The sequence below is a fragment of the Chitinophaga sp. 9-1-y genome, from assembly GCF_059511905.2.
In genome coordinates this window covers 570,472-584,259 of record NZ_CM197955.1, presented here as the reverse complement: position 1 = coordinate 584,259, position 13,788 = coordinate 570,472, and the positions used below count along the sequence as shown (strand labels likewise).

General features: G+C 44.1%; 8 protein-coding genes and 1 tRNA gene. 1 reads left to right on the top strand and 8 read right to left on the bottom strand.

The window, feature by feature from the left end; all coding sequences use genetic code 11:
- Positions 1–42 precede the first annotated feature (42 nt).
- Positions 43–124: transfer RNA gene (locus AC5ZC7_RS02475), tRNA-Tyr, on the top strand.
- A 268-nt stretch (positions 125–392) separates the two neighbouring features.
- Here AC5ZC7_RS02475 and AC5ZC7_RS02470 read toward each other — a convergent pair.
- From AC5ZC7_RS02470 to AC5ZC7_RS02435, 8 genes are all read right to left on the bottom strand, one after another.
- Positions 393–1,715, bottom strand: coding sequence for an RICIN domain-containing protein (locus AC5ZC7_RS02470; RefSeq protein ID WP_496159744.1), 1,323 nt, complete (start codon positions 1,713–1,715; stop codon positions 393–395).
- 28 nt (positions 1,716–1,743) lie between these two features.
- Positions 1,744–3,255 (bottom strand): RagB/SusD family nutrient uptake outer membrane protein, encoded by a 1,512-nt coding sequence (locus AC5ZC7_RS02465; RefSeq protein ID WP_496159745.1) that lies wholly within the window; start codon positions 3,253–3,255, stop codon positions 1,744–1,746.
- Positions 3,256–3,284: 29 nt separating this feature from the next.
- Positions 3,285–6,245: a SusC/RagA family TonB-linked outer membrane protein gene (locus tag AC5ZC7_RS02460; protein WP_496159746.1), complete on the bottom strand. Its 2,961-nt coding sequence runs from the start codon at positions 6,243–6,245 to the stop codon at positions 3,285–3,287.
- A 179-nt stretch (positions 6,246–6,424) separates the two neighbouring features.
- Positions 6,425–10,474 carry a two-component regulator propeller domain-containing protein gene (locus tag AC5ZC7_RS02455; RefSeq protein ID WP_496159747.1) on the bottom strand — a complete coding sequence of 1,350 codons (4,050 nt, stop codon included), beginning with the start codon at positions 10,472–10,474 and terminating at the stop codon, positions 6,425–6,427.
- Between the two features lie 192 nt (positions 10,475–10,666).
- Entirely contained in the window at positions 10,667–11,668 is a 1,002-nt protein-coding gene (locus tag AC5ZC7_RS02450; RefSeq protein WP_496159748.1) for a hypothetical protein, read from the bottom strand.
- A gap of 244 nt (positions 11,669–11,912) precedes the next feature.
- The gene (locus tag AC5ZC7_RS02445; RefSeq protein WP_511911615.1) at positions 11,913–12,092 is read right to left on the bottom strand and encodes an HTH domain-containing protein; all 180 of its coding nucleotides are present in this window, start codon (positions 12,090–12,092) and stop codon (positions 11,913–11,915) included.
- A gap of 478 nt (positions 12,093–12,570) precedes the next feature.
- On the bottom strand, positions 12,571–13,155 hold the full coding sequence (locus AC5ZC7_RS02440; protein ID WP_496159750.1) for a pentapeptide repeat-containing protein: 585 nt from the start codon (positions 13,153–13,155) through the stop codon (positions 12,571–12,573).
- A gap of 27 nt (positions 13,156–13,182) precedes the next feature.
- Positions 13,183–13,728 (bottom strand): TetR family transcriptional regulator, encoded by a 546-nt coding sequence (locus AC5ZC7_RS02435; RefSeq protein ID WP_496159751.1) that lies wholly within the window; start codon positions 13,726–13,728, stop codon positions 13,183–13,185.
- Positions 13,729–13,788 lie beyond the last annotated feature (60 nt).

Genomic DNA, 13,788 nt, shown 5'->3' with positions numbered 1-13,788 from the left:
GGAATAGACGCAGGTCTATTCCTTTTTCTTTGAAATGATTGCGGGCAGGTTCCAGAGCGGCCAAATGGGGCGGACTGTAAATCCGCTGTCTACGACTTCATAGGTTCGAATCCTATCCTGCCCACTTTTCTATTTTCAGTTTTGTAGCTTACAATCACAAATGAATCTCCTTCATTTATACAACTGAAAAATCCGCTTTAAATACCGTTACGGAATTTTCACAGCCGATAACTTGTCATTTGCACCTGGCGACAACAAATACATACACTGCATTGGCTGCCATGTGGCTTATTTCCTGCTACCGTAGCAACAGCCTGATTAAGACATGGGGCAATTTGAAGGGGGCTGCATCTACGATACAGCCCCTTCTTTACTTATTTGTTATAAACGTATTACTGCTGACTGATAATCTGCCATTGCTGATTAGCGCCCGACAGATAAGGCCACTGAATAAGCGTATCCCCCTGTGCTTTGGAAGCATTCGCCATATCCAGCACCATTCCGCTATTGCGATTTTTGAAACTGTAAATAGCATTGCCTACCCGTGATATTTGCCACTGTTGGTTATTTTCGCCTGTAGAAGGCCATTGTATCACCGATGCTCCCTGTGTAGTGGAAGAACCTTTCACATCCACCAGCTGGCTGCTGTTTCGGTTGGTCAATGAATAATAACCATTACCCTGGTCACCGATTTGCCATTGTTGCTCTGCACCTCCCAGCCATGGCCATTGAATAAGATTTATGCCCTGAGTAGTAGAGGCGCTTGGAACAGCCAGCACCTGTCCACTGTTTACATTGACCAGCTTGTAGGAAGCACCGGGATCAAAAGGCGTTTGTCCTTTGCGCATCACGACATTCTTCACATTGAAATAAGTATCTGTTTGCGGACCAGGGCTACCACTCGCGGCCTCCATCTGGAAATCAATGATCAGCCAGAAAGGAGCGTTGGCGAAATTATTGCCTACCTGCACGGAGGTCATCACCCCATCAATGAAGTATTGACACTCTACACTGTTGGACCAGGAGCCATTCGCATTTTTTACGCGGTTGTAAACCGCTTTGTAATGATGCCAGGTAGTAGCTGCATTGTTGACTGTAGTCAGCTTCGTTTGCCAGTTGCCATCATAGGTATTTTGCCAGATAGAAGTACTTCCTTTTACTTCCACGATATCACTTTCAGGAGGCCAGGAATTTACGGCAGTAATCCAGAACGCAGGCCAGGTACCATAGGCAGTTGGTGCCTGTAAATCCACACTGATTTCCCAATATGGATAAATAGAATCAATCAGTACCTGGTGTTTCGAATAAATTGTGCCGGAGTGGTAGTGAATCGGAATATTCGGATCAAACTTATTGAGTGCTGTATCCGGATGATACGAAGCTTTCAATGTCAGCGACCCATCACCATTCAGATAAATCTGGCTATGGTCAGTGCTGCTGCCATACATACGTGCCGTACCATTGTGATCAGATCCCCATGGATACAGGTAACTCCATTCTGCTTCGAAATTTGTGTAATTAGCAAATGAGTTGGCAGCGGTTACGGTGGTCCAGGTACTGTTCAATAGCTGTGCATTCGCTACGCTGGTTTTGGCCGCCAACATACTTTGTTGGCCATTGATCTTGGTTTTAAGTGCTTGTTTACTGCAGGATGAAGACAACACAGTGCCCATCAGTGCCAGGCAAACGATCATTGTTTTTTTTGTGTGTATCATAACGTATGAAATTTATGTATTACAGTTATTATTTTACAAAGGGGATCGGCGCCCAATAATAAGTATGACTCGCATCAGAAGGCTGATTGATGAGTGGTGATTCTCCTGCATCTCTCAAGGCATTTGCTTTCTGCACTGTTTCTGTTCTTACCAGGTCAAACCAACGGATGCCAAATTCACCGGCGAACTCCCATCCCCGCTCAGCAATCACGGCATCTCTGAAATCAGCCTGGGATAAGCCGTTGGGCAGTGGCAACAGCCCGGCTCTTTTACGCACCAGGTTAACGGCGGCATATGCACTTGCATCGGGACTGGCCGACATGGCCTGCGCTTCTGCATAGGTGAGCAATACTTCGGGATACCGGATAATGAAACTGGTAGCGCTGCTCCACCAATCACCCGCCTTGTGGGTAGTCCAGTCATACTGGTCATCCTCCCTATACTTTAAAAAATAAGGATGTTTCTGTAATGTGTGCTGCCAGTCCACTACATCAGCAGGATTATTTTTCACGAAATAATCTTTCTGATACGTAGCTGTCTTCCGCGCGCCGGCAGGGAACCTGTTAAAGAAGGAGATTTCCCCGAATCCATCTTCCCAGCCACCTTCTTCATAGTCAGGTGCATAAGGATTGGGGGCCATCATGTTACCATTGCCCCAGGTAGCATTGGGCGTAGTTTTGTTGAAATAGCAGGCATACACTGCTTCCGTATTGAACCGGTTAGCAAACTTCCATACATCGGCGAAATTCGTCATCAGGTCATATCCCCAGGTAGCTTTATTATCGATGACTTCTTTGGCCTTGGCAGCAGCTAAAGCATACTTATCGTTTTGCTTCAGCGGCCAGCCTGCCATAGTTAAATATACATTTGCCAGCAATGCTTTTGCAGCACCTTTGGTAGGCAACACATCCACACCATTTTGTCTTGCCGGACCGGTCCAATGATCCGGCAACATGGTTTCCGCTTTTTGAAGATCGGCCACTATCAACGCATACAGGTCGGCCACTTTAGCATTGGGGCGGTTATCTACGATGGTGTTATCCACAGGCATAGGTACTTCTCCCCAGGTTCTTGTGAGATAGAAATAAGAGATGGCACGCATAAAATACGCATAGCCGCCAGCGTTATTCCGTTGATCAGGAGTTGCTTCCGTAGCGCTGTTATAATTTGCTAACAGCGAATTCGCCGATTTGACAGTGGCATAAAAAGCATTCCACCAGGTAGTCATCCTGCTGTTGGAAGAGTTAGCATTGAATACATCAAAATCCGAAAAATCTATTTTATTGCCGGATCTCTTCGAGGCGATGTCATCGCCGCCATAGTAAGGCGCCGTCACCTGGTTAAAAGACAGGTTGAACTGTAGCGCCAGCGCGGTTTCCGCTAACTGCAGGTCGTTCGCCGTTTTATAAAAGCTCTGCGGCGTAACACTTCCCTTTGGCGTTTCATCCAGGAACTTACTGCAGGAAGCTAACACCAGGCAAAACCCGAAAAATATTACCTGCAACAGCCGGCCCATTGTATAATTGATTTCTTTTTTCATATCGATCGCTTTATGCATTCGTGGGATGATTAAAATTTCACTTGCAGCCCAACGGTGATTGTTTTCGGAGAAGGGTAAGCACCCAGGTCAATACCTGCATCCACATCTCCGCCTACCGTAGTTGCTTCCGGATCAAAGCCTTTGTATTTAGTGATGGTAGCAATATTTTGCGCACTCACATATACTTTGGCGGTAGCCACTTTGAGCAGGTTTTTAGGAAGTGTATAAGAAAGGCTGACATTCTTTAAGCGCACATAACCACCATCCTGTAAAAACTGGGTGGATTCTACCCAGCTTTTATTTTTACTGGCCGGGTTGGCCCAGGTAGAACTGGTATTGGAAGGCGTCCAGTAATTGGCTGCCTCAGCAAGGTTGATAAATTTTACATCACTGGTGGGTATAGCAGTAGCCGCATAGGTGGCATTGAATATTTTATTGCCATGTGATCCCTGGATAAAAATATTCAACTCGAAGTTTTTATATGCTACACTATTATTAAAGCCCCAGATGAAGTTAGGCGTTGCGGAACCTGCAATAACCCGGTCTTCAAACCCAACAGATCCATTACCGTTCACATCCCGGTAACGGGCATCGCCGGCCTTATAGCCGCTCTTATCTGTTTGATACACGCCTTCCCATGGAATCAGGTAGAAGGCTCCCATGGGTTCCCCTACCTTTACTACCTGGATAGGAGCGGTGATTAATCCGGAGCCGACTACATTTCTTTCCAGCAAACTGTCTTTGCCCAGGTTGATTACTTTGTTCTGATTGTAGGAAACATTGAGCGCTGTTGTCCAGGTCAGTTGACTGCTTTTATAAGGCGTCCCCTCTACAGTAAGCTCCCAACCCTTGTTATTCACCTTTCCTATATTTTTCAGGTAGGATCCGCCGCCATCATAATTGGCGATCCTGGTGAAAAGCAGCAAGTCGCTCGTGTTCTTATTGTAATAATCTGCTGTGATATTGATCCTGCCATTCAACAGGCCGATATCCAAACCAATATCTGTTTGCTTTGAAGTTTCCCATTTCACATCAGGAGTAGCAGGATTACCCAATGTATAGCCCTGGTAACCATTGGCTGTTCCGTAAGAATAGATCACTCCACTCAGCAACCCCAGCGTGCTATACGGATCAATGGCCTGGTTACCGGTAATTCCCCATCCGGCCCTTAACTTAAGATTAGAGAACACACCCAGGTCTTCTATAAATTTTTCATTGGAAAGCTTCCATCCAACACTAAAGGAAGGAAAGCTGCTCCATTTGTTATTCCCCTGGAATTTGGAAGAGCCATCCCGTCTTAAGGTAGCCGTTAAAAGATATTTATCATTGTAACTGTATGCCACACGACCCATGTAAGACAATAACGCCCAGTTGGAATATCCTGAATTAATAGACTGGGAAGTATTTAAGCCCAGGTTATAATATCCGTTGGACAAGGACGCCAATCCCGAGCCGGAAGCATTGAAGTAACTATATTTATTGGTAGATTCTTCCAGCAGCGCGGTAGCTGTTAAATCATGTTTATCAAAAGTTTTATGGAACGTCAGAATATTGCTGTTCTGAAAAGTGTAGCTTTCTGTGGAACCCTGTGAAGATCCCGGGTTACCAGGACTAATCCAGTCGTTTCTCAGAGAGGCAGCCTTGGCCGTTTTAAGATCTAACGCTACATTGGTGGTAAAGGTGAGCCAGTCTGTAATGGCATATTTTAATCTTGCATTGAAAACGCCGGTATTGGCAAAATTGTCATTATCGTTTTCCCTGATTGTCATGTAAGGATTGGCCCAGATAGGCGATATACCGAAACGATTGTATTGTCCGGGTGTTTTGTATACCGGTTCTGTAGGCGCCCAGGTGAGCGCACTTGTCACCGGATTGCCTTTGCTACCCATATCCCCGTTGTTATGCGAATTGGCCCTGGCCAGGTATACATTGACCCCGAAATCCAACCGGCTGTTCAGCTTCATATCCAGGTTAGACCTGAAACCGAATCTCTTCTGGCTGCTGTTAATTAACAATCCCTGCTGGTCAATATAGAACCCGGAAACATAGTACTTCACACCGTCCTTTCCTCCGGCTACAGATAATTCGTGGCTTTGGGTGGTGGAATTATTGAAGATCATACTTTGCCAATCGGTTCCTTTCCCGGCAAACGACTGCGGATCGGGGAATGTACTAACACCTGAAGTAAGATTAGCTGTTTTCGCATAAGTAACGGGATCCATCAGGCTATACTTTTTCATAGGTTGGTTGAAACCTACAAACCCGTTGTATTCAATCCGGGGTACACCGGAGGCGCCACTTTTGGTAGTAATGAGCACTACGCCGTTGGCACCTCTTGAGCCGTAAACAGCTGTAGCAGAAGCATCTTTCAGCACTTCCATAGAGGAGATATCATTCACATTGAGATCACCCAGCCCGGTGCTACCCAACGCAATCCCATCTACTACATAAAGCGGCTCGTTACCTCCATTAATGGAATTAGGGCCACGAATACGGAGTTTCACGGATCCTCCGGGCGCACCGGAGTTGTTAGTGACCGACACCCCTGCTACCCTGCCCTGTATGGCGGAGGAGGCATTTAATACGGGTTGTTCCTTGTACGCCTGTGAAGAGAGCGTAGCCACGGCGCCGGTTAGGTCACGCCGTTTTTGCGTGCCATATCCAATGACTACCACATCATCCAGCTTCGATACTTTGCCTTTCAGCTGGACCTGTATCACTGTTCTGTTGGCAAGGGGGATTTCCAAAATTTCCATCCCGGTAAAAGAGAAAATTAACGTGGTACCATTCTCCGGTACATTAATAGCGAAAGAACCATCTTTCAACGTGGATGTCCCATGCCCCAGACCTTTCACAACAACTGTTGCCCCTTCCAACGGTTGCTGATCTGGTCCTGTAACTTTTCCTGTTATTTTCTTCGTTTGGGCGAAGGAAGTCAGAAAAAGGGCAAGTCCTACAAAGAGTAGGAGGACTTTTTTTGATTTGACCATTTGTATCAGTTTTCACTCAAATTAGAATGATGTTGACTGATACAGGGGGGTATAATTCATACAAAAGGGGGACAAATTGGTAAACTAAGTAATTGATTACCATAAAATATCTCAAAAAAGCCCTCTTCATGCGGAGTGGGAAAATCAGCCGCCGGTTTTTGAGCGAATCAGGCCACTTTTTAACTTTTCCATTCCGTCAAATTATAAGTGTCATCAAAAGAGCCTTTATACTTCCTGACGTATTCTGAAGGAGGTATACCAAACAGTTTTACAAATTGCCGCCTGAAATACCGGGCATCTGATATCCCCACCCGGAAGGCAGCTTCGCTGACGTTTATATCCGTACTCAGGAGTAACATCGCTGCCTTTCTTAACCGGATAAGCCGGATAAATGCGTTGATAGACTGACCGGAAGTTGCTTTTACTTTCTTATAAAGACTGGAATGGGACATATTCATTTCTTTCACCAGTATCTTGATAGAGAATTCCTCATTGTCAATATTCTTTTCTACTACCTGGATACATTTTTCCAGGAACTCCTTATATATAGCAGGTATTTTGGTGTAGTTCTTTTTCAGGGTGATCCGGTCGAAGAAATATTGCTGCAGCACATTCCGGTTCCGGAGAATATTATTCACCCGGGCAATCAGCAGGTCCTTATCAAAAGGTTTGGTGATGTAATCATCCGCCCCGCATTCCAGGCCCGTTAATTTTACATCGGAAGACAACGAAGCGGTTAATAGTATCACCGGCGTATGTGCCAGGGAAGGTTCTTCTTTAATCTTCCGGCAAAGCTCTACTCCCGTCATCGCTCCCATCACCACATCACTGATAATGAGATCAGGGATCCGCTGCAATGCCAGCTGCAGCCCGGTTTCACCGTCGGGCGCTTCATATACAATAAACTGGTCTTTAAATATCTGTGTGAGGTATCCACGGATCTCCGCATTGTCATCGACAACCAGTATTACTTTCTTATCCGTAATAATTTCCTCCAGTTCTGCTTTGGAAGGTACAGGACTGGCTGGCGTAGTATCTTCTACCAACTCGTGGAGGAATTCAGGAGTGTGAATAATTTCTTCCCGGATATACTCCCCTGCAAAATGGCCGTTTCCTTTTTGTAACACCAGGGTGAATTGCGTGCCTTTATTTACTTCACTCTGGTAAGAAATTGTTCCTTTGTGTGCGTCCACAAATTGCTTCACCAGGTATAATCCGATCCCGAAGCCGGAGTTAACGGTTGCATATTTATTCTTTTCCTGGAAGAACCGTTCAAATAGCTTGTTGCCCACATGCGCTTCAATACCACATCCGCTGTCACTTACCTTCAATATCAACGTCCGTTCTCCTTCTTCGATAGCAATGGATACCTTCCCACCGGGGGGCGTAAATTTCAATGCATTAGAAAACAGGTTAAACAGGAGGATTTCCATTTTTTCCCGGTCAACAAACAATTCGATATCCGGATTATCACAACTGAATTCGTAAGTAATATCTTTCATTTTCGCTTGTTGGCTGAAGCAGATATATACTTCCTGGCAAAGTGCAGAAAAATTCAACCTCACTATTTTCAGTTTATTTTCTTCTGTATCCGCTTTCCGGAATAGCAATAGCTGATCTACAAGACTCAGCAACCTGCGGGCATTCCGGTAAACGATGGCCAGGTCGCCAGTACCCGCCGTCTTTTCAGGATGATAAAGCAATTCTTTGAGTGGACTAATGATCAGCGTTAAGGGCGCCCGGAATTCGTGGGAAACATTGGTGAAAAAACTTAGCTTCTTCTCGTTCAACTCTTTTTCTCTTTCTGTTTCTTTTTTTGCCCAGGCCACTTCAAATGCCATCCTGTTTTTCTGATCCAGGTATCTTAACCACGCATAGATCAGCGCTGCGCCGGCAAGGGAGTACATCAGGTAAGCCCACCAACTCCGGTACCATGGCGGCAATACCTGTATAATCAATTGTTGTTCTTTGCCTGTCCAGTTACCATCTGTATCCGTAGCTTTTACTTTAAAAATATATTTCCCTTCATGCAGGCTGGTATAATTAACAGACCTGCTTCTTCCGGTATAAATCCATTCCTCATCCCTTCCCGCCAGGCGGTAGGCGTAGCTAATCTTATCAGGAGAAGTATACTCCAGCGCAACAAAATCTAATGAAAGGGTGGCCTTATTAAAGGGCAATTTTATTTCGCGGATCTGATCGGATGAATGCCTGCTGATATAGGACCCATCTGCTTCAATAGGTACATTATTGATCTTTATCCCGGAAATAAAAACCGGCGGCGCTGTTTCGTTCGCATAAATTTGAGCCGGATTGAAAATATTGAATCCTTTAATTCCACCAAACACCATTTCCCCTGATTGCAGCACCAGTGCAGCATTGTAGTTAAACTGATTACTTTGAAGATTGTCGGATGCGGAATAATTAGTGAATTTTAGGGAAACAGGATCAAATTTGGATATCCCGTTATAAGTGCTAAGCCATAAATTTCCTTTTGTATCTTCCAATATATTCAGGACAGCATTGCTGCATAGTCCATTCTTTTCTGTATACCTGGTAAAGGTTCCTTTATGTCTGTCAAATAGTAATAGTCCGCTGTCTTCCGTGCCTATCCAAAAATGTCCTGCGTGATCTTCATAGATGGCCCTTACGCGGCTACCAATGATATACTGTTGATGCTTTTTATGAATAAGGTCTATTTTAATCAGCGTATTATACTCGCCTGCCCAAAATCCGCCGGTTCTGTCTTCTGCAATCGTCAGCAGGTCAATCAGTTTATCATCAAATAATTCAAAGGTATTTTTTTGCCGGTTAAAGCGGTACAGACTACCAGGATCAAAGGTAGATGCCCATATTTGCTGTTGTTTATCTTTATACAACCGCCATACATTCCTTTCTTCTTTATTGGTAACGGGATTTAAACAGGCGAATTTTTCGAATGCCCCGGTGACCGGGTTAAAGCGATTAATACCGTTATTCCAGAACGACATCCACACCCGTCCATCTGTATCATTTATTACCGTGGTGACCAGGTCGCCGGAAGGTGTGCGTGGATTTCCTTTTTCATGCTGATAATTAATAAAACGGTTTGTTTCCCTGATCCAATAACTCAATCCACCGCCATCTGTGGCGATCCATAAGTTATGGCTACTATCCTCACTAAAACTGGAAGCGAAATTATCAACAAGGCTGTTTTTATTCAGCGGATCCTGCCGGATGATTTTAAAGCGGGCTTTCACAGGGTCTATCACGTTGATACCTCCTCTTAAGGTACCAATCCAGGTACGGTTATCTTTATCCTGGTAGATATCATATACTGCAGGGCTCGAGATCACCGGTTGTCCTTCCGTTCCATTGAATGGCGTTATTTTCCCGCTTGCTGCATGCAGGATGAATATACCTCCTCCATCGGTGGCTATCCACAGGTCCCTGTTTTTCAAAAAGGTGAAATGAACAACGTTATCTGCAGTAGGCAGAATGCTTAAAAGCGTATTTGTATTTTTTTGCAGTTCAAAAACGCCGTTGCCGGCGCCCACAAAAATATTCCCATTACCATCCGCTTTCAGGCAAAGCCCATTCCGAACCGTATTATTTACCATCTGGATGGTATTGGTAGCAAAGTCATACCGGCACAATCCTTCATTGCGGATAAACAGCCAGAGTTGCTGCTGTTCGTCAAACTCAAGCGCAGCAACATCATAGCGGGACAGCTTACCATAAGGTATTTGTGCAGCCGCAGTAGCACCTTTCCGATACACCAGCAATCCCAGGTTATTGGTGGCAACAAATATGTTTCCCTGTTTATCTGATTTAATGGCATTAATTCTTTCCCCCAGGTTGCTGGGTTGACTGCCGCCTACAGGTATATAACGCAAGGCAGTAAATTCGGAGGTAACCGCATTGTAAATGCTCAACCCACCCAATGTCCCGATCCATAAATTACATCGGGTATCTTCTTCGATAGACGTGATCCGGTTAAACAACAAAGAGTTTTTATTGCCCGGTTGCTTCCTGAATACAGTAAATTCATACCCATCATACCTGTTCAGCCCATCGTAAGTACCAAACCACATAAATCCTTTATGGTCCTGAAAAATGCAGGTAACGGAATTATTAGAAAGCCCTTGTTCAATGCCTAAATAAGATACTCCCGGAAAATCATTTGCTCTCGTGGAACTATTAAAAACAATCAGGGTAACAATCGTCCAAAAAATATTTTTGACTACCATCTACAACGATTGAAGTTAATGGTAATATACGTATTTAATTGGTTGCTAATACCCATGAGTCTGACTTTTCTCCTGCCGGAAAAATTGAACATACCCCACATAACAAAAGCAAATATTCATTTCCTAAAAAGAGAAAGGAATAGACTGGTATCTATTCCTCTCTCTCTTTTAAATATTCGCAATATCTGTATATTATATTTCTTCCTTCATTTCCACATGAGCAATATAGCGTCTGCCTTCTACGTCCCGTTCTCTGCCCCGCTCCGTTCTGACGTAGCTCGCCATCCGTAAACGTTTTGGGAAAGTAGCGGTGTGCGCGCAGGAAGTTGTTTTACCCGGATAATTTTCACCCGCGCGAGGCACAATTTCGAACGGTGTATTCTCCGGTGTTTGGGATTCCCTGGTAGGATAAAACCTGTATGCAGGATAAAGATGAATGTCTATCGCCATATTGTCTGCATACTCAATTTCATAGGTACCCTGGCGTGTAATATGCCGAACATATATGGTGCCATTCCGATTCGTATCTTTTACCGGTGCACCCAATACTCCTTTGATATATTCCGGCGACTGATGAAATAAAGAGGCCAATGGAATCTTATTTTTGGCGAAGGATGTGATAGGTTCGAACCAGGATTTACCTGCCGGAATCTTTAACAGGTAGGCGGCAAACATTTTACCTGCTTTTTCAGCAACGCTATATCCCCCACTACTTACATAATTGGTGCCTTCCTGTTCAACCGTATAGGTAAACTTACTAAGCTCTCTTCCACGCATATCTGTTATGATGGAATCCGGGATATCGAAGGCCAGTACAAATCCTTTGATGGTAGAAGATGGCTGCAATTTAGCACGCTGCAGGCGAACAAAGTCTTCGTCTAACCAGGAACCGCGGGCATTCTTACGGGAAATATCTATCTCCAGATCCACATAGTTGGCGGCTGAATCATCCAGGTAAGCCTTATAATTATTTGCCTGATGTGCATACAGGAGTATGTTTGTTTTTACACCTCCTTCCTGGCGAACCCCAAAAGCGATCAAAAGATCGTCGGCGCTGCTCTCCCGAAATGCAACAAAGGGCGTTGTTTGTGTGTAGCCGTTTCCCCGGATAGTGATGGGTGGCGTAGGTGTTTGGGCGTTTACAACGATGCTGGCGGTTGTTAATGCCAACACCGGAAGTACATACTTAAGCATAGTCAGAATATATATATAAATATGCAATGTATATATTCTATACTAATAAGACTATGAAGGTGGAACTTTCATTCAGGCAGATACACCTAAACTCTCCTCAGGGGCTTACCCCGGTGCCAATACACACCACTCGCCGCTAAATAAAATCCCGCACAGACTTTCCATGATATAAATATGGAACAAAATCCGGGGGATAACCATTCAATACATCAACAACAGCTATTATAAAAATGAGCATCGAAAATCAACGTATAATATTCCAATGACCTCCCTTATCTGGCCCAACACGTTCCAGTTTATTTTCCTGCTGCAGCTTTTGAAGATTTCTTTCTATAGATCTTTCAGATATATTGATTCTTGCTGCCAATTCCTGTATGGTAACGTGCGAGTTTGTTCTAACAATTGCCAGGATTTTCTCCGACACAATATTGGGTGCATTTTCCCTGTAAGGAACGGATGGGTGTTTACGAGTTAAACGTTCTACCGTCCAATGATCTGGCAACTGCCCGGAATTCCAGAAAATAATTTTATCCTCATACACACTTATTTGGACTGGTACTCCACTGTGCCTCCTTTGCGTTTGCAAAACCACATATCCATTGAAGGTACTCGTCACGCCAGGATTGCTTCCACTCTATATTTTGGCTCTCCCTGTTCATATATTACTGCTTATAAAATAAATCCTGACTGTACCCTAAGATTGGAAATTTTCAGCAGCAGGTAATCATTTCACTATATAAATCCAGCATTTTCTGATGATATAAAATATATCTCCCATCCTCCATTCTTCCAACTAAAAAAAATACACCGGTATAAGACTATACCGGTGAGTATTTAACCTACAACTGTTACACTGTAACACATAACTTCAGGAGCATGGCTTCTATCAAGCCTTTCATGCCTCATTCAATATCCAGATTATATTTATACAATAGCCCGGCAAGATTCATAGCAGAAAATTTTGCTTTCTTTATCTTGTTACCATCCGGATCTATCGAAAAGTTCAGCGCAGTTCTAAAATCTACCTTTTCCAGGTTGGTTTGTAAAAACCTGGTAGCCGTTAAATCACAATTGGTAAACACGGAAGCCGTCAGGTCAACTTCCGAGAAATCTACTTCTTTCAGGGAGCAATCCAGGAAGGTTGTCTTCCTTAACTTAGTACCAAAAAATGTGGAATAATCCAGCAGGCATTCATGAAAGGTAAAGGAGAACATGAACTGGTTACACCGGCTAAAATTAACCCCTAAAATTTTGCATCCGGTAAATTGCGCATCTCTAAAGCCAGCGCCATCTAATGTTACCATGGAGAAATTACATTGCCTGAAATGACAATCCACAAAATCATTCCCCCGGAGATCACTCCTGGAGAAATCACAACCTACAAACTCACACTTAATAAATTCTCTGTTGATCAAACGTTTTTCTGTGTAATCCACATCAGAAAACGTCTTATGCTCATGTACAACGGGGCCGTTTGAATGACTCATATACTACTATTGCTGGCGCAGGAAATACTAGGGTTTCAAATACTTCAATATCTGTTGCTTTCTTTTATCGTCTGCCACGGAGAAGCCAAAACCTTCCGAGTACCAGATACCATCCGCTACCAGCAAGGTGATCAGGCTTTGCGTACTCAATGCTTTACCATCCGGCGGCATAATATTTTCACGATACCAGTTTTCCCACATCTCCTTATACTGGGGATGCACCAGGATCGCTTTAATCACCACCCCCATCAGTTGCTTATACTTCGCATCATTACCTTTATCGATCACAAACTTCAGGTAAGCCAACGCTTTGTCTGTATTCCCAGGCTCCTTCATGTGCGTCTGCATCCATTCTGTTAACCCTCCCAAACTCTGTTTCATCAACTCATCCAGTAACTCTTCCTTGCTCCTGAAATGATGAATAATCCCACCTTTACTCAGGCCGGTTTTGTCAGCAATTGCCTGGAAGGTAACCTGGTGCCAGTCGCCCGCCGACCCTATTTCAGCCGCTGCATCCAAAATCAGCTGCTTATTCAGTTCCGGCTCCTTTTTCCTTTTATAAGCATTCTCCATCTTTCAAAGATACCGAATATACGGTTTGTTTCAAAAAAAAATTAAAGCTGATTCAAGATA

Coding starts and splice junctions, on each gene's coding strand:
- AC5ZC7_RS02460 (WP_496159746.1), bottom strand. CDS start 6,245: ATGGTCAAATCAAAAAAAGTCCTCCTACTCTTTGTAGGACTTGCCCTT.
- AC5ZC7_RS02465 (WP_496159745.1), bottom strand. CDS start 3,255: ATGAAAAAAGAAATCAATTATACAATGGGCCGGCTGTTGCAGGTAATA.
- AC5ZC7_RS02450 (WP_496159748.1), bottom strand. CDS start 11,668: ATGCTTAAGTATGTACTTCCGGTGTTGGCATTAACAACCGCCAGCATC.
- AC5ZC7_RS02470 (WP_496159744.1), bottom strand. CDS start 1,715: ATGATACACACAAAAAAAACAATGATCGTTTGCCTGGCACTGATGGGC.
- AC5ZC7_RS02455 (WP_496159747.1), bottom strand. CDS start 10,474: ATGGTAGTCAAAAATATTTTTTGGACGATTGTTACCCTGATTGTTTTT.
- AC5ZC7_RS02435 (WP_496159751.1), bottom strand. CDS start 13,728: ATGGAGAATGCTTATAAAAGGAAAAAGGAGCCGGAACTGAATAAGCAG.
- AC5ZC7_RS02440 (WP_496159750.1), bottom strand. CDS start 13,155: ATGAGTCATTCAAACGGCCCCGTTGTACATGAGCATAAGACGTTTTCT.